General features: G+C 45.5%; 18 protein-coding genes and 1 other annotated feature. All 18 genes read left to right on the top strand.

What is annotated here, in order from left to right; genetic code table 11:
- Positions 1-30 precede the first annotated feature (30 nt).
- The 18 genes from gltX to rpoB all read left to right on the top strand — a co-directional run bounded on the left by gltX (position 31) and on the right by rpoB (position 16,627).
- On the top strand, positions 31-1,509 hold the full coding sequence (gene gltX / locus HMPREF0083_RS20510) for a glutamate--tRNA ligase (protein WP_021623661.1): 1,479 nt from the start codon (positions 31-33) through the stop codon (positions 1,507-1,509).
- Positions 1,510-1,524: 15 nt separating this feature from the next.
- A complete protein-coding gene (locus tag HMPREF0083_RS28305; RefSeq protein WP_021623662.1) occupies positions 1,525-1,662 on the top strand; it encodes a hypothetical protein in 138 nt (45 codons plus the stop codon).
- A gap of 185 nt (positions 1,663-1,847) precedes the next feature.
- Positions 1,848-2,507: a serine O-acetyltransferase gene (gene cysE, locus HMPREF0083_RS20515; protein WP_040304146.1), complete on the top strand. Its 660-nt coding sequence runs from the start codon at positions 1,848-1,850 to the stop codon at positions 2,505-2,507.
- Complete coding sequence (gene cysS, locus HMPREF0083_RS20520) at positions 2,494-3,906, top strand: cysteine--tRNA ligase (protein WP_021623664.1); 1,413 nt, start codon at positions 2,494-2,496, stop codon at positions 3,904-3,906. The genes cysE and cysS overlap by 14 nt, the downstream gene beginning before the upstream one ends.
- A 19-nt stretch (positions 3,907-3,925) precedes the next feature.
- Positions 3,926-4,348 (top strand): Mini-ribonuclease 3, encoded by a 423-nt coding sequence (locus HMPREF0083_RS20525; RefSeq protein ID WP_021623665.1) that lies wholly within the window; start codon positions 3,926-3,928, stop codon positions 4,346-4,348.
- 15 nt (positions 4,349-4,363) lie between these two features.
- Positions 4,364-5,107, top strand: a complete 744-nt coding sequence (gene rlmB / locus HMPREF0083_RS20530; protein ID WP_021623666.1) for a 23S rRNA (guanosine(2251)-2'-O)-methyltransferase RlmB — start codon at positions 4,364-4,366, stop codon at positions 5,105-5,107.
- Between the two features lie 12 nt (positions 5,108-5,119).
- Positions 5,120-5,665: an NYN domain-containing protein gene (locus HMPREF0083_RS20535; RefSeq protein ID WP_021623667.1), complete on the top strand. Its 546-nt coding sequence runs from the start codon at positions 5,120-5,122 to the stop codon at positions 5,663-5,665.
- A gap of 42 nt (positions 5,666-5,707) precedes the next feature.
- Positions 5,708-6,346 carry an RNA polymerase sporulation sigma factor SigH gene (gene sigH, locus HMPREF0083_RS20540; RefSeq protein WP_021623668.1) on the top strand — a complete coding sequence of 213 codons (639 nt, stop codon included), beginning with the start codon at positions 5,708-5,710 and terminating at the stop codon, positions 6,344-6,346.
- Between the two features lie 260 nt (positions 6,347-6,606).
- Positions 6,607-8,589: a methyl-accepting chemotaxis protein gene (locus HMPREF0083_RS20545; RefSeq protein ID WP_040304149.1), complete on the top strand. Its 1,983-nt coding sequence runs from the start codon at positions 6,607-6,609 to the stop codon at positions 8,587-8,589.
- A gap of 140 nt (positions 8,590-8,729) precedes the next feature.
- Positions 8,730-8,879, top strand: coding sequence for a 50S ribosomal protein L33 (rpmG, locus tag HMPREF0083_RS27455; RefSeq protein ID WP_043063763.1), 150 nt, complete (start codon positions 8,730-8,732; stop codon positions 8,877-8,879).
- Between the two features lie 36 nt (positions 8,880-8,915).
- A complete protein-coding gene (gene secE / locus HMPREF0083_RS20550; RefSeq protein ID WP_021623670.1) occupies positions 8,916-9,125 on the top strand; it encodes a preprotein translocase subunit SecE in 210 nt (69 codons plus the stop codon).
- A 37-nt stretch (positions 9,126-9,162) separates the two neighbouring features.
- A complete protein-coding gene (nusG, locus tag HMPREF0083_RS20555; protein WP_021623671.1) occupies positions 9,163-9,696 on the top strand; it encodes a transcription termination/antitermination protein NusG in 534 nt (177 codons plus the stop codon).
- A 27-nt stretch (positions 9,697-9,723) separates the two neighbouring features.
- The gene (gene rplK / locus HMPREF0083_RS20560; RefSeq protein WP_021623672.1) at positions 9,724-10,149 is read left to right on the top strand and encodes a 50S ribosomal protein L11; all 426 of its coding nucleotides are present in this window, start codon (positions 9,724-9,726) and stop codon (positions 10,147-10,149) included.
- Positions 10,150-10,272: 123 nt separating this feature from the next.
- Complete coding sequence (gene rplA / locus HMPREF0083_RS20565; protein ID WP_040304152.1) at positions 10,273-10,962, top strand: 50S ribosomal protein L1; 690 nt, start codon at positions 10,273-10,275, stop codon at positions 10,960-10,962.
- 45 nt (positions 10,963-11,007) lie between these two features.
- Positions 11,008-11,144: a sequence feature (ribosomal protein L10 leader region), on the top strand.
- 26 nt (positions 11,145-11,170) lie between these two features.
- On the top strand, positions 11,171-11,668 hold the full coding sequence (gene rplJ, locus HMPREF0083_RS20570; RefSeq protein ID WP_021623674.1) for a 50S ribosomal protein L10: 498 nt from the start codon (positions 11,171-11,173) through the stop codon (positions 11,666-11,668).
- A 28-nt stretch (positions 11,669-11,696) separates the two neighbouring features.
- Positions 11,697-12,062, top strand: coding sequence for a 50S ribosomal protein L7/L12 (gene rplL / locus HMPREF0083_RS20575; protein ID WP_021623675.1), 366 nt, complete (start codon positions 11,697-11,699; stop codon positions 12,060-12,062).
- Between the two features lie 176 nt (positions 12,063-12,238).
- On the top strand, positions 12,239-12,838 hold the full coding sequence (locus tag HMPREF0083_RS20580) for a class I SAM-dependent methyltransferase (RefSeq protein WP_021623676.1): 600 nt from the start codon (positions 12,239-12,241) through the stop codon (positions 12,836-12,838).
- 261 nt (positions 12,839-13,099) lie between these two features.
- Positions 13,100-16,627 (top strand): DNA-directed RNA polymerase subunit beta, encoded by a 3,528-nt coding sequence (gene rpoB / locus HMPREF0083_RS20585; protein WP_040304155.1) that lies wholly within the window; start codon positions 13,100-13,102, stop codon positions 16,625-16,627.
- The last annotated feature ends 30 nt before the right edge of the window (positions 16,628-16,657 follow it).

Below are 16,657 nucleotides of genomic sequence, written 5' to 3' on the forward strand. Positions count from 1 at the left end.
AAGCTAAAAACAGAAGGATGGTGGCAAGTCATGTCCAAACGAATCCGTGTCCGGTTTGCACCGAGTCCAACTGGACATTTACATATTGGGGGGGCACGTTCAGCCCTTTTTAACTATTTATTTGCCCGCCACCACGGCGGTGACTTTGTCGTGCGTATTGAAGACACAGACCAGAAACGTAATGTGGAGGATGCTGAAGCAAAGTTAATCGAAAGTTTGCGCTGGTTCGGTACAGAGTGGGATGAAAGCATCGATAAGGACGGTGGTGTTGGTCCGTATCGTTCGATGGACAGATTGGATATTTACCGCAGCTATATTGATCGACTGGTAGCGGAAAGAAAGGCCTATCCTTGTTACTGTACGGAAGAGGAGCTGAATGCGGAGCGTGAAGCTCAGAAAGAGAGAGGAGAGACACCTCGCTATGCGGGAACATGCCGCAATTTGACTCCGGAACAGATTCAGGCCTATGAGGCAGAGGGGCGCAAAGCCTCTATTCGTTTCCGTGTGCTGGAGAACCGTCAATATACTGTACATGATCATATTCGCGGCGAAGTTACGTTCGAATCCGACGGAATTGGCGACTTCGTTATTTGTCGTCCCGATGGGATTCCGACATATAACTTTGCGGTTGTAATCGATGATGCCCTTATGAAGATTACGCACGTTATTCGTGGTGAAGAGCACTTGTCTAATACGCCGCGTCAGTTGATGATTTATGAGGCGCTTGGATTTGAGGCCCCGGAGTTTGCGCATGTTGCATTAATTCTAAATCCAGACGGTAAGAAGATGAGTAAGCGCGACGAATCCTTGATTCAGTTCATGGAACAGTATCGGGACCTTGGCTATCTGCCTGAAGCTCTTATGAATTTTCTCGTTCTTCTCGGTTGGTCGCCGGAAGAGGAGCAGGAGATTTTTACACGTGAAGAACTTATTGAGAAATTCTCCTTAAATCGTGTTTCGAAGTCACCAGCTATTTTTGATATTCATAAGTTGAATTGGATGAATAACCACTATATTAAGCAAGCTCCAGCTGAGCGTATTGCTGAGCTCTGTATTCCGCACATGCAAAAGGCAGGGCAGCTGCCAGGGGAATTGAGTGAACAACAGCGCCAATGGGCAGAGAGATTGGTAGCTTTGTATCAGGAGCAACTAGAGTATGCGGCACAAATCGTGGAACTGGCAGCTATGTTCTTTGAAGACGGTGTGAACTATGATGAAGAAGCGAAAGCTGTACTTGCGGAAGAACAGGTACAAGATGTAATGAAAGCTTTTCATGAAGAAGTAGCCTCCATTGAAGAATACAGTGCAGACGCGATTAAAGGTGCATTGAAATCCGTACAGAAAGCAACCGGTCATAAAGGCAAGAAGCTATTCATGCCGGTTCGTGTAGCCGTTACTGGATTTACACACGGACGTGATTTGAATGAGACGCTGTTCTTATTGGGACGCGAAACGGTAGTACAGCGTATAATGAATGTAATCAATAATTATGATCATGTTGTAAAATAATGATAGAAAGTAAATATGCAACGGCAAGGAACGGAAGAAGTACGGAATGAAAAGGAAACAACAGAGAAGGCCGCCGATACAGATGCTCTGTATCGTGCTGAAAGCGGCTTTGCTTCCTGTTTCCGGAAATGCATCCGTGAGCCGGACATCTGAACGCTGTTTTTTGTCAGTAGGGTGTCTCGTATTCCCACGTTACGGGATGTAAGAGCGTTACGCTTTTTTATAGGAGGAAGCGTAATGAAGCAGAGTGGAACCGCGGATGACATTAGCCGCCTCTGCAGCCGTGTATAGGCTGTGGAGGCTTTTTTTGTTTGAAAATAGCAGGGAGGGGTGAGAAGATGTTTAAAACGATAAGGGAAGATGTCCGCGCAGTAATGGAACGCGATCCGGCCGCACGTAGCACGCTTGAAGTCATTCTGACATATGCCGGGCTGCATGCGATATGGTTTCACCGCCTGAGCCACCGTTTATGGAAAGGGAAATTTTATACGCTGGCCCGGATGGTATCACAAATCGGCCGATGGTTGACAGGAATTGAGATTCACCCGGGCGCTACAATCGGCAAAGGTTTATTTATCGACCATGGAATGGGTGTCGTAATTGGGGAAACGTGTGAAATAGGTGATAATGTTACATTGTATCAGGGCGTAACACTGGGGGGAACAGGAAAGGAAAAAGGAAAACGCCACCCAACGATTGGCAATAATGTTCTTATCGCCTCCGGTGCCAAAGTGCTCGGCTCGATGAAAATCGGTGATAACTCCAAAATTGGAGCGGGTTCCGTCGTATTGCAGGAAGTACCTCCAAATTCCACCGTTGTAGGCATACCGGGTCGTATTAAGATACAGAATGGTATGCGAGTAGAGCAGGATTTAGATCAGGTTAATCTTCCTGATCCGATCGGGGAAGTAATGCGCGCAATGCAGCGTGAAATTGATACACTTAGACAGGAAGTAAAACAGTTGAAGGAGAGTAGACCATCTGATGAGCACCATTAAAATATATAATACGCTTACGCGCAAAAAAGAAGAATTTATTCCGCTCGAACCGGGCAAGGTGAAGATATACGTGTGCGGTCCGACAGTCTATAATTTTATTCATATTGGAAATGCCCGTCCGCCTATCGTATTTGACGTAGTGCGTCGCTATTTCGCTTATCGGGGATATGAAGTTACGTATGTGCAGAACTTTACTGACGTGGATGACAAAATCATAAAAAAAGCAGAAGAAACCGGGATGAGCGTCGGAAAGGTAGCTGAGACGTTTATTAAGGCATTCATCGAGGATGTTCGTGCTCTGGGCATTAAAGAGGCTGACATTCATCCGAAGGTTACGGAGCATATTCCGGAAATTATCTCGTTTATCGAGGGTTTAATCGAGAAAGGGCATGCGTATGCAGCAGGTGGCGATGTGTATTTTCGTACAGCTTCATTCCGGGAATACGGCAAGCTTTCGCACCAAAACATTGAAGAACTACAAGCAGGTGCACGCATCGAAGTGAATGACAAGAAAGAAAATCCGCTTGATTTCGTGTTGTGGAAAGGCGCGAAGCCAGGTGAAATCTATTGGGAAAGCCCATGGGGCCAGGGGCGCCCGGGCTGGCACATTGAATGCTCGGCGATGTCACACAAATATCTTGGAGATACGTTCGATATTCATGGAGGAGGCCATGATCTTACTTTTCCGCACCACGAGAATGAAATTGCGCAATCGGAATGTTTAACCGGGCATCCGATGGCAAGGTATTGGATGCATAATGGCTATATCAATATTGAGAACGAAAAAATGTCCAAGTCGCTCGGTAATTTCATTCTGGTAAAAGATGTACGAGAGAAATATGCCCCGCGTGTGGTTCGCTTCTTCATGCTAAGTGCGCATTATCGCAACCCGATTAACTTCAGTGACGAACTGTTACAGCAGGCAACGAACAGTTTTATGCGCATCGATACAGCCGTGCGTAATCTCAAGCACTACCTCTCTTCCATAGAGAGCGAAGCAATGACAGATGAGCAGATGCAGCAAATTGATTCCTACCGGCAACGATTTGTTGAAGAGATGGATAATGACTTCAACACAGCGGACGCAATTACGGTATTGTTCGATATTGTAAGAGAAGTCAACCAATCTATGGCAGGGAATATGCTGAAGAAAGAACTGGCGGAAGCGTACCTTACGCTTTTTACGGAGCTAGGTGATGTGCTGGGTATTCCATTTGGAGAGGCTGATGTATCAACGGATGGGCCTTCTGACGAAGAGATTAACGCTCTGGTTGAAGAACGAATTCAGGCTCGCAAGGATAAGAACTTCTCTCGTGCTGATGAAATCCGCAACCAATTGCAGGAGCTGGGTATCATATTGGAGGATACGCCTCAAGGCGTGCGATGGCACCGGAAATAAGCCTGAAAAAGGAGCGGACATGAAGCGGGATAAACTAACTAGAGATCCAAGGCAGCTTAATGCGCTTGCACTTGCCTATATGGGTGATGCGGTATTAGAGATACGCGTACGCCAGCATCTAATTGCGGCAGGGGAGGTGAAGCCGAACCTGCTGCAGCGTACGGCCGTACGCTATGTCTCAGCCAAAGCGCAGGCCAGTATCGTAGGAGGAATATGGGATCGGCTTACTGAAGAAGAGCAGGCTGTATTAAAGCGGGGACGAAACGCCAAATCAGCGACCATGCCAAAGAATGCGCAAGTTGCCGAGTATCGACTAAGTACAGGATTTGAAGCGTTGCTCGGATTTTTATATTTAACAGAACAGGACGAGAGGTTAGAAGAAATTCTAACATATGCGCTTGAATGGGTAGAGAATGGTCATGCTGAAAGGACGAATGAATAGAAGAAGGAGTTTGCCATGAGTGAATATATCGTTGGGAAAAACCCTGTTATCGAGGCGCTACGCTCGGGACGTTCAATTAATAAAATATGGATCGCCGAAGGCTCCCAAAAGGGAGTGAGTGGTCAGGTAATGGCATTGGCAAAGGAAGCGGGGGTAACAGTGCAGATTGTTCCGCGCAAAAAGCTGGATCAGGCAGCGGAAGGAGAAAGCCATCAAGGAATTCTTGCGTACATTGCTGCGTATGACTATGCAGAGCTGGATGACATTCTTGCTAAAGCCGCTGCTTCGGGACAGCCACCGTTCCTCGTTATTCTGGACGAAGTTGAAGATCCGCATAATTTAGGTTCCATTCTTCGTACCGCAGACGCCACCGGAGTGCACGGCGTTATCATACCAAAACGCCGTGCAGCCGGATTGACCTCTACGGTTGCTAAAGCGTCAGCAGGAGCGATTGAGTATGTACCGGTCGCTCGTGTAACGAATCTGGCCCGTACCATTGAAGATTTAAAGGAACGTAACATTTGGGTCGTCGGAACAGATGCCTCTGGCACGGAAGAATTCCGTCAGGCTCGCTTCGATATGGGAGTTGCACTTGTTATTGGAAGTGAAGGTAAGGGAATGAGCCGACTCATTCGAGAGAAGTGTGATTTTACGGTCAAATTACCTATGGCTGGCCGTGTCACCTCGTTGAATGCCTCCGTTGCCGGAGCTTTACTCATGTATGAAGTGTACCGCCAGCGTCATCCGTTAGCTGAATAAGGGCGCATTGGCATGGAAGAAATATTGATTGTAGATGGCTATAATGTCATCGGGGATTGGAAGCGGCTGAAGGAGAAGAAGAAGATTAGTCTGGAGGAAGCGCGGGATGATTTGCTCGGATGGCTTGCCGATTATCAGGGCTTCACAGGAACGCGTGTAATCGTTGTATTTGATGCGCACAATGTAAAAGGTACGGGCAGAAAAGTGCGTGAATACCGCTTGGATATTCGTTATACGAAAGAGAAAGAAACAGCGGACGAGTGTATCGAACGGCTTGTTTTTGAGTTGTCCAATCGACATCGCCAGATTTATGTAGCGACCTCTGATTATACGGAGCAGAGAGTGACATTCGGTTATGGTGCTTTACGCAAGTCGGCACGAGAGTTATGGCTTGAGATGAAACAGGTAAATCGTGATATTACCGAGAAGGTACGTGAAACAAAACAGCAACCTAAGGGTAGAGGCATTGAATTAAGTGATGAAATTAAAAAAAATTCGAAAAATGGCGCCGTGGAGATCAGTGAGTTTATTGACTGGGGAAGGTTACATAATATATAATTGTTTTATCTGATGCATAACGGCAGGTCGGAGGGATGATGTTTGGCTGCAGACCATACCCGCTATGAAGCTCTATACGATGAAGACATCGTGGATCTTGTACGGTTAGGTGACGGTGACGCGTTAGAATACTTAATCAACAAGTATAGGAATTTTGTTCGTGCTAAAGCCCGTTCTTATTTTTTAATCGGTGCTGATCGTGAGGATATTGTGCAGGAAGGTATGATTGGGCTGTACAAATCTATTCGGGACTTTAAGGGAGATAAGCTGGCTTCCTTCAAAGCATTTGCTGAATTGTGTATCACGCGCCAGATTATTACTGCGATCAAGACAGCCACTCGACAGAAACATATTCCTCTTAATTCCTATGTCTCGCTGGACAAGCCCATCTATGATGAAGATTCAGATCGTACTTTGCTGGATATTATCTGCGGTACCCGAGTGACAGACCCGGAAGAGCTGATTATCAACCAGGAGGAGTACGATGACATCGAAGATAAAATCAGTGAGATTTTGAGCGATTTGGAGCAACAGGTCTTGCTTTTGTATCTGGACGGTCGTTCATACCAAGAGATTGCGGTTGATTTAAGCCGTCATGTCAAATCAATTGATAATGCTCTCCAACGTGTAAAGCGTAAGCTTGAGAAGTATCTGGAAGTTCGTGAAGTTTCCCAAGTGTAATAGAATACGTTAAGGAAAACAGGGCCTAGGCCCTGTTTTTTTTTGAATGGTTAGGAAGGAAAAAGCCGTAAGATGTTGTCGAACGTTGCTTTTCCGATGTGGAGCCACGTAGTGTGAAGGTCTAATAAGGGTATTTGCGAGTTTTTTCATATTCAAAAAATTGACGCAAATAATATGAAAATTCTTACTAGGTATAATGTATAAGTCGTTTATCATGGTATAATGGTATTAACTGTTAGATAAATAGAGGGGGGATGGGAATGAAGGCAAGAGGTCTCAAGTTTAAACTATTAGGAGTCATCGTTCCGCTTATTGTGATAGCGCTTTCTTTTGTTGCCTGGCTTAATCACAATAAAGCGAAAGAGTTTCTGGAAAGCAATTTTCAGGAAAGAGCATTTATTCAGCTCGATTTGTTAAGTAACAAAGTAAACGATTGGCTTCAGCAGCAGAGGGACCGTGTAACGAATATAGCAACCAGTATGGATATGCGAAGCATGAACCAAGAGATGCAATTTTCCTATCTAAAATCCAAGATGAATGAATACCAGGAATATGAGATGTTTTTTATTGCTGATTTGCATGGAAAGGCGCTTACGACAGCCGGCCAAAAGGTGGACGTGGGGAGTCGTGAGTATTTCAAAAAGGTAATTGAAGAACAATCATATGCCATCTCGGAACCTCTGATCTCTCGTGCTTCCGGCAAGCTGGTAGTTGTTATCGCCAGTCCGATTTATAATCAACAGAAGCAATTAAGTGGTATGCTGGGTGCCACAGTTCCGATTACCACAATGAACGAGATTGTAGCTGGTCAGAAAATCGGACAAACTGGATATGCATACATGGTACAGAAGGATGGTCTTGTCATTAGCTACCCGCAGCAGGAAGAAATTTTAAAGTTAAATGTGTATAAGTTAAACATTCCCCCCCTTACAGCAGGTATTCAGGAAGCTTCCACTGGTAAAACTGGATATAAACGGTATGCGTACAAAGGTGTAGATAAGTATGCTTTCTTCTCCAAGGTACCAGCTACAGGCTGGGTAGTTGCGATTACAGCTCCGGTCAAAGAGGCATCGAGTCAATTGGATTATTTGGCGAAACTCTCATTTGTAACTGCCAGTGTGGTTCTTGTTTTTTCAGTAATCATTCTTATTTTATTCTCCTCTCATTTTGTACGACCGATTCGTCATTTGAGCGAATTGACGGCGATGATTGCTAAGGGTGACTTAACTGTGAAAACGCCCAATCGCAGTAAAGATGAAGTAGGTGTACTCAGTCAAAATTTCAATCAGATGGTGGAGAGCGTCCACATGCTATTGCTTGAAATTAAAGAAGCATCCCGAAAAATGAGGCAATCTTCGGAGGTTCTGACATTAGCAAGCCGGGAGACGACCGCTTCAGCTGAGCAGGTGGCAGTGACCATTAATGATTTGGCGGAAGGTGCCGGCACGATTGCCCATTCCACTCAGTCTGCCCACATGGGAGTCGCATTGGTTAACGAAAACCTACAGCAGATTTCTGCGTATGCTGACGAGATGAACCAAACGTTTGTCATCACGAATGCACTGACAAAAGAAGGGGAACAGGCGGTACGAACCGCTGTTTATAAAATGGAGGAAATCCAACGTATGGTAGATGATGCGTCTTCGGTTGTGCACAAACTTGGTAATCGTTCCGAAGAAATCGGCGAGATTGTTAGTTTGATTACAGGTATTGCATCGCAGACGAATCTTCTTGCACTTAATGCCAGTATTGAGGCGGCGCGTGCAGGAGAAGCTGGACGGGGCTTTGCGGTAGTGGCGGATGAGGTTCGCAAGCTTGCTGAAGAAACGGACAAAGCAGCAAACAACATCTCGCGTATTGTTCAGGAAAATAAGCGGGAAACCCATGAAGCAATCGACTCGATTTTGCGCGGTCATGATGTGATTGTAGAAGGCCAGGAGATGGTACGGCATACGGGTGATTCATTCGCTAAAATTCATGAGCATATTAATCTGGTAGGCGAGAAGAGCGAGCGCATTACTTCCTCTATTAAAATGGCAGAGGAAAGCGCACGTAAAGTATCAGCAGAGATGGAGCATGTATCCGCAATTACCGAGGAAGCATCTGCCGGTTCACAGGAAGTAGCTGCAGTGAGCGAACAGCAAGCGGCAGCAGCCCAGCAGTTATCGCATGATGCGGCGGCGATGGGACGTCTGTCTGATCAAATGGAAAGTCTGGTAGCACGTTTCAAAATGGAGAAGTAATTGTCAAAACTTTTATTTGACACCTATTTTACGCTGTGATAAAGTATTTGAGGTAGCCGTGTGAAAACACACGGTTTTACTTGATGCAAATTAACTATGAAAGGCTAGTACATAGCCAATAATGTGGGAGGTGTAACATCATGCGGGTAACTGTAACGTTAGCGTGCACCGAGTGCAAACAACGCAACTATACCACAACGAAAAACAAACGTAAGCAAACGGAACGCATCGAGATGAAGAAGTATTGCAAATTCTGCAATGATCATACTCTTCATCGTGAAACTCGTTAATGCAGTGTCAGAGTCCAATTTTATTGGAGGTGCGTTATGAGTTTTGTAGATAAACTCAAACGCGGACCGGCCTTTTTGAAGGAAGCCTGGACCGAACTGAAAAAAGTGACCTGGCCAACACGTAAGGAGCTCGTTTCCTATACGACAGTTGTACTGGTAACTGTGACGCTCATCGCAATCTTCTTCGCAGTAATCGATTTAGGAATTTCCCAGCTCCTTGAACTCATTTTGAAGACAGGGAAATAATGATGGGGGGGTTAGGACACCTGTTTGTCCTCGAATCATGGAAAAACGCTGGTATGTAGTTCACACTTATTCTGGATATGAGAATAAGGTTAAAACAAACCTGGAAAAGCGCGTAGAATCAATGGGAATGGAAGATAAAATCTTCCGCGTGCTCATTCCTACCGAAGATGAAACCGAAGAACGCGACGGCAAGAAAAAAGTCGTAACGAAGAAGGTTTTTCCGGGTTACGTGCTCGTCGAGATGGTCATGACTGACGATTCTTGGTATGTGGTACGGAACACGCCGGGTGTGACCGGATTCGTTGGTTCTGCAGGTGCAGGCTCAAAACCGACTCCTTTACTTCCTGAAGAAGTGACTGCCATCATGAAACAGATGGGCATGGAGGAATCCGTGCAGCGCGTCAACTTTGAATTAAAGGAAATGGTGAAGGTCAAGGAAGGCCCGTTCGCCAATATGGTTGGTTCCGTAGAGGAAATCCAACTGGACAAGCGCAAGGTCAAGGTATTGGTTGATATGTTTGGACGCGAAACGCCAGTTGAGCTGGACTTTGCTCAAGTGGCTAAGTTATAGAGTTATTGTCTTTAGGAGGTGTACCACATGGCTAAAAAAGTTATCAAGGTTGTTAAACTTCAAATTCCTGCAGGTAAAGCGAATCCGGCACCACCGGTTGGTCCGGCTCTTGGTCAAGCAGGTGTGAACATCATGGGATTCTGTAAAGAATTCAATGCTCGTACACAAGAACAAGCAGGTCTTATTATTCCTGTTGAAATTACGGTATTTGAAGACCGTTCCTTTACATTTATTACAAAAACTCCGCCAGCTGCCGTTCTGCTGAAGAAAGCTGCTGGAATTGAGTCCGGTTCCGCTGTACCGAATAAAACAAAAGTTGCGACTGTGAAACGCGATAAAGTTCGCGAAATCGCTGAAACAAAAATGCCTGATTTGAACGCTGCAGACGTTGAGGCTGCTATGCGTATGGTAGAAGGTACTGCCCGTAGCATGGGTATCACAATCGTTGACTAATTGGCTGGCTAACCAAACACGTTTCTGCCGCAGGGTTGTGTAGGTACGGGTTATTCCGTCGACGCGCAGCCCTGTTTCGTGGGAGGCACAACCGTTAAAACCACAATTAAGGAGGAAATTAACGTGGCGAAAAAGGGTAAAAATTACTTAGAAGCTACAAAGCTGATTGATCGTAATGTTGCTTATGAAATCAGCGAAGCTCTCGAACTTGTAAAAAAAGCTTCGAAAGCTAAATTTGATGAAACTGTAGAAGTAGCATTCCGCCTTGGCGTTGATCCGCGCAAAAACGATCAACAAATCCGCGGTGCTGTCGTACTTCCGCATGGTACTGGTAAAACTCAGCGTGTGCTTGTATTCGCTAAAGGTGAAAAAGCAAAAGAAGCTGAAGCTGCAGGTGCGGATTATGTAGGTGACGAAGAGTACGTGAACAAAATCCAACAAGGTTGGTTTGAGTTCGATGTAGTTGTTGCAACACCAGACATGATGGGTACTGTAGGTAAACTTGGCCGAGTGCTCGGACCAAAAGGCTTAATGCCAAATCCGAAAACTGGCACAGTAACATTCGAAGTTGAGAAAGCGGTAAAAGAAATTAAAGCAGGTAAAATCGAATACCGTACTGATAAAGCGGGTAATATCCACGCTCCAATCGGAAAAGTATCTTTCGAAGTAGGCAAGCTTGCTGATAACTTGAGCACGCTGATCGAAACTTTGCAAAAAGCAAAGCCGGCTGCTGCAAAAGGAACATACATGAAAAATATCACCGTAAGCTCCACAATGGGCCCTGGTGTAAAAGTTGCTGTTCCTACAAAATAATTTCTTGACATCGGTTCTTAAAGCTGATAGAATGTCTTTTGTTGATAAATGAATATGCCGTTACCGTAGACAGAAGGTGCCTGGGTTTACCTTGGCTTAATACCCTTCCGAGGTGCTGACGAAGATATTGAATGATATATCCGAAGCCTTCGCATGTCTGCGTGGGCTTTTTTCATTATAAAAGTCTCATGCTACAGGAGGTGCAAACATGTCCGTACGTGAAGAGAAAGTTCAAATCGTTAATGAAATCGTTGAGAAGCTTCAAAACAGCAAAGGCACAGTCGTAACTGATTATCGTGGACTGAACGTAGCTCAAGTAACTGAACTGCGTAAGAAGTGCCGCGAAGCAGGCGTAGAGTTCAAAGTATACAAAAATACGATGACTCGCCGTGCGACTGCTGAAGCTGGCTTAAGCGAACTTGATGCGGCTTTGACTGGTCCTACAGCCATCGCATTCAGCAGCGCAGACGAAATCGCTGCTGCAAAAGTTCTCTCTGATTTCGCAAAAGCAAACGAAGCTCTTGAAATCAAGGGTGGCGTAATGGAAGGCAAAGTGCTTTCCGTTGATGAAGTGAAGGCAATTGCTAGCCTGCCGAATCGCGAAGGCCTACTCTCTATGTTGCTTAGTGTGCTTCAGGCACCTATGCGCAACTTCGCGCTTGCTGTTAAAGCTGTCGGTGATCAAAAAGAAGGCCAAGAAGCCTAATCTAATAATTTGTTAGGAGGATAACACAATGAGTAAAGAACAAATCATTGAAGCGATCAAAGAAATGTCCGTTCTTGAACTGAACGATCTTGTTAAAGCAATCGAAGAAGAATTTGGCGTAACTGCAGCTGCTCCGGTAGCAGTTATGGGTGGCGCTGCTGGTGGTGGCGCTGAAGCTGAGCAAAGTGAATTCACAGTTGTTCTTGCAAGCGCTGGTGCTTCTAAAATCAACGTTATCAAAGTTGTTCGCGAAATCACAGGTCTTGGCCTGAAAGAAGCGAAAGCTATGGTTGATGGCGCTCCTGCTAACGTTAAAGAAGGCGTTGCTAAAGAAGAAGCCGAGCAAATCAAAGCTAAGCTTGAAGAAGCTGGCGCATCTGTTGAACTTAAGTAGTTTTCTAACTACTTCCATAAAGCCCGGCGTATTGATACGCCGGGCTTTATTTTAGAAAAAAGGAAATAGAAAAGTAAGAGATTGGAATGATGAAAAAAGCTTTGTTTTCTTCATTTTTACTGGAGTCTAATTTTTAACTTTTTTATTTCCAACTAATCTAACATGAGGTGACGCGGATGGAACATTACTATACGAATCAACCCGGAGCCGACAGCATGGAACAGACTTTTACGTTCGATTTGCGAGGCAGAGAGTTTCGTTTTATTACCGATCGCGGTGTTTTCTCGAAAAATCGCATTGATTTCGGCAGCGTGCTCTTAATCGAGACGATGGAAATCGAAGATGGGATGAACGTTCTCGATGTGGGCTGCGGGTATGGTCCGATTGGAATGACCGCCGCATCGCTTACACCGTCCGGGCGTGTAATGATGTTGGATATAAATGAAAGGGCCGTGTCGCTTGCAAATCGAAATCTCGCCGTGAATGGGATTTTGAATGCGGAGGCAATTGTCAGTGATCGATTTTCTTCTGTTCCTCCTGAACAGAAATTTGATGTTATTCTGACCAATCCACCGATTCGAGCCGGAAAGCAAATTGTTCATGGTATTTTCGAAGATGCGGTGAATTTTCTTGCGCCTGGTGGAAGTCTATGGATTGTTATTCAAAAAAAGCAGGGGGCGCCTTCTGCGCTCGTAAAACTGCAAGAATTATATTCTGAAGTACGGGAAGTCGCAAAAAAGAAAGGGTACTTCATCTTTCAGGCAATAAATTCTTAAGTTGACATTATATTTTGAATGTGATATCGTTATTTAATGCCACTGAATATGTGAACGAGTAAGTGGGAATTGCATAAAATGTCAACCTTTTTTTTGTCTGAAGAAAGGAAGGTTTATGAAGTAAGTATGAGAATATTGCGTCAGGGGAATACTGGGGTAATATTACCATCCGGCTCTTCAAATTAATAATAAAGTCTTCTCTAAAATAGAGGGAGACTTTGTTCTTTTTTGTGCAAAAACTCGGTTTGAGAGGTGAATAAGTTGGCAGGTCATCTAATTCAGTGTGGACGTCATCGCCAGCGTCGCAGCTACGCGAGGATTAAAGAGGTAATGGAATTACCTAACCTGATTGAAATCCAACAGAAATCGTATCAGTGGTTCCTAGATGAGGGACTGCGCGAGATGTTCCATGATATTTCTCCGATTCAGGATTTCACGGGTAATCTTGTTCTTGAATTTATTGATTATAGTTTAGGAGAACCTAAGTACTCTGTCGATGAATCAAAAGAACGAGATGTAACGTTTGCTGCCCCGCTGCGGGTGAAAGTCCGTCTCATCAACAAGGAAACGGGAGAAGTCAAGGAACAGGAAGTATTCATGGGTGATTTCCCGCTTATGACAGAGACGGGTACTTTCATTATCAATGGAGCTGAGAGGGTTATTGTCAGTCAGCTTGTTCGTTCTCCTAGCGTTTATTTCAGCACAAAAGTAGATAAGAATGGTAAGCAAGCTTATGCTGCAACTGTGATTCCAAACCGAGGCGCATGGCTTGAACTTGAAACCGACGCGAAGGATATTATCTATGTTCGTATCGACCGTACAAGGAAGATCCCCGTTACGGTTCTTTTGCGTGCGTTAGGATTCGGAACCGATGCGGAGATTCTAAGCTTGCTTGGTGAAGATGAATACATCAGAAATACGTTAGAAAAAGACAACACAGAATCAACTGAAAAAGCACTTATTGAAATCTATGAAAGACTACGTCCGGGTGAGCCACCAACGGTTGAGAATGCAAAAAGCTTGCTAATCTCCCGCTTCTTCGATCCGAAGCGCTATGACCTGGCAAATGTAGGACGTTACAAGATTAATAAAAAGCTTCATATTAAGAATAGATTATTCAATCAGCGTCTCGCTGAAACGCTAATTGATACAGAGACAGGCGAGATTATTGCGGAAGCAGGTCAAATGCTTGATCGCCGTCTACTTGATCGCATTATGCCATACCTCGAAAACAACGTCGGTTATGTAACCGTAAAACCTCGTGGTGGTGTGTTGGAAGAAGATATTCGTCTGCAGTCTATTAATATTTTCTCGCCGACAGAAGACGGAAAAGTAATTAAAGTTACGTCAAATGGTGTAATCGACAAGAAGATTAAACATATTACGCCGGCTGATATTATCTCTTCTATCAACTATTTTATTAATCTGTTACATGGTATCGGCACAACGGATGATATCGACCATCTGGGTAACCGTCGCCTGCGTTCTGTAGGTGAATTACTTCAGAACCAGTTCCGTATTGGTTTGTCCCGTATGGAGCGTGTAGTACGCGAGCGTATGTCCATCCAGGATGCGAATGCAATTACGCCACAGGCTCTTATTAACATTCGTCCGGTTATCGCGGCGATCAAAGAGTTCTTTGGCAGCTCCCAATTATCCCAGTTCATGGATCAAACGAATCCGCTGGCAGAGCTTACGCATAAACGTCGCCTGTCTGCGCTCGGACCAGGGGGCTTGACCCGCGAGCGCGCGGGCTTTGAAGTTCGCGACGTTCACCATTCGCACTATGGACGTATGTGTCCGATTGAGACGCCGGAGGGACCGAACATCGGTCTGATTAACTCCTTGTCCTCATATGCGCGTATTAATGAATACGGCTTTATCGAAACGCCGCGTCGCAAAATCGATCCGGAAACGAATCGCGTAACGATGGAGATTGAATATTTGACTGCGGACGAAGAGGACGTATACAACATAGCACAGGCTAATGCACCTCTAACGGAAGACAGCCAGTTCGAGAATGAGATGGTTATCTGCCGCCGTAAAGGTGAAATCGTTACTGTGCCACGCGATAAAGTTGACTATATGGACGTATCGCCGAAACAGGTCGTGTCAGTCGCGACTGCAATGATTCCGTTCCTGGAGAACGATGACGCCAACCGTGCCCTGATGGGTGCGAACATGCAGCGTCAGGCTGTACCTTTGCTTGTGCCAGAAGCTCCGTTTATCGGTACAGGTATGGAGCATACAGCAGCCAAGGACTCCGGGGTAGCTACGGTTGTGCGCCGTCCGGGTGTTGTTGAGCGTGTAACTGCTCGCGAGATCTGGGTACGCCGTCAAGAGGAAGTAGACGGCCGCACGATTATGGGTGATATCGACAAATATAAGCTGCATAAATTTGAACGTTCCAATCAGGGAACATGCATTAACCAGCGTCCGATTATCAAGCGGGGCGACGTGGTGAAACCAGGAGATATTATCGCTGATGGTCCTTCGACGGAAAAAGGTGAACTTGCTCTTGGACGCAATGTTGTCGTCGCATTTATGACCTGGGAAGGTTACAACTACGAGGATGCCATTCTATTAAGTGAAAAACTCGTAAAAGAAGATGTATATACATCGATTCATATCGAAGAATATGAAGCGGAAGCCCGTGACACAAAACTCGGTCCGGAAGAGATTACACGAGATATTCCGAACGTTGGGGAAGACGCGCTACGTAACCTTGACGAGCGTGGAATTATCCGTATTGGTGCTGAGATTAAGGATGGCGATATTCTAGTAGGTAAAGTTACACCAAAAGGGGTAACTGAACTGACTGCAGAAGAACGTCTGTTGCATGCCATTTTTGGTGAGAAAGCGCGTGAAGTACGTGATACATCCTTGCGCGTGCCACATGGTGGCTCCGGTATCGTTGTCGATGTGAAAGTCTTTACCCGTGAGAATGGCGATGAATTGCCGCCGGGTGTAAACCAGCTCGTGCGTGTGTATATTGCACAAAAACGCAAAATCTCCGTAGGGGATAAGATGGCCGGACGCCACGGTAACAAAGGTGTTATTGCCCGTGTTCTTCCGGAAGAGGATATGCCTTTCCTGCCGGATGGTACGCCTGTTCAAGTTGTGTTGAATCCGCTCGGTGTACCGTCTCGTATGAACATCGGTCAGGCTCTGGAAGTTCATCTAGGTATGGCGGCCAAGTCGCTTGGCATTCATATCGCTACCCCTGTATTCGATGGGGCGACGGAAGATGATGTATTCGATACGCTTGAAGAAGCAGGCCTAAGCCGTACAGGTAAGACGCTTCTGTATGATGGACGTACGGGTGAACCATTCGACCGTACGGTAACCGTAGGCGTTATGTATATGATTAAACTGGCGCATATGGTAGATGATAAAATCCACGCCCGTTCTACAGGACCGTACTCTCTCGTTACCCAGCAGCCGCTCGGCGGTAAAGCCCAGTTTGGCGGTCAGCGCTTCGGGGAGATGGAGGTATGGGCGCTCGAAGCATACGGCGCGGCTTATACGCTCCAGGAAATTCTTACTGTCAAGTCGGATGACGTCGTAGGTCGTGTGAAAACATACGAGTCTATTGTTAAAGGAGAAAATGTACCGGAACCTGGTGTACCGGAATCCTTTAAAGTATTGATTAAAGAGCTGCAAAGTTTAGGTATGGACGTGAAAATCCTCTCTGAAGATGAGCAAGAAATCGAGATGCGTGATACGGATGAAGATGATGATACATCTGGAGAAAAGCTACACCTGAACATCAGCGGCACCGAAGAGTAAAGGATGAAACCGGGAAGTAATGGGAGGTAT

Origin of the sequence: Aneurinibacillus aneurinilyticus ATCC 12856 (assembly GCF_000466385.1) — a bacterium.
GTDB lineage: Bacteria > Bacillota > Bacilli > Aneurinibacillales > Aneurinibacillaceae > Aneurinibacillus > Aneurinibacillus aneurinilyticus.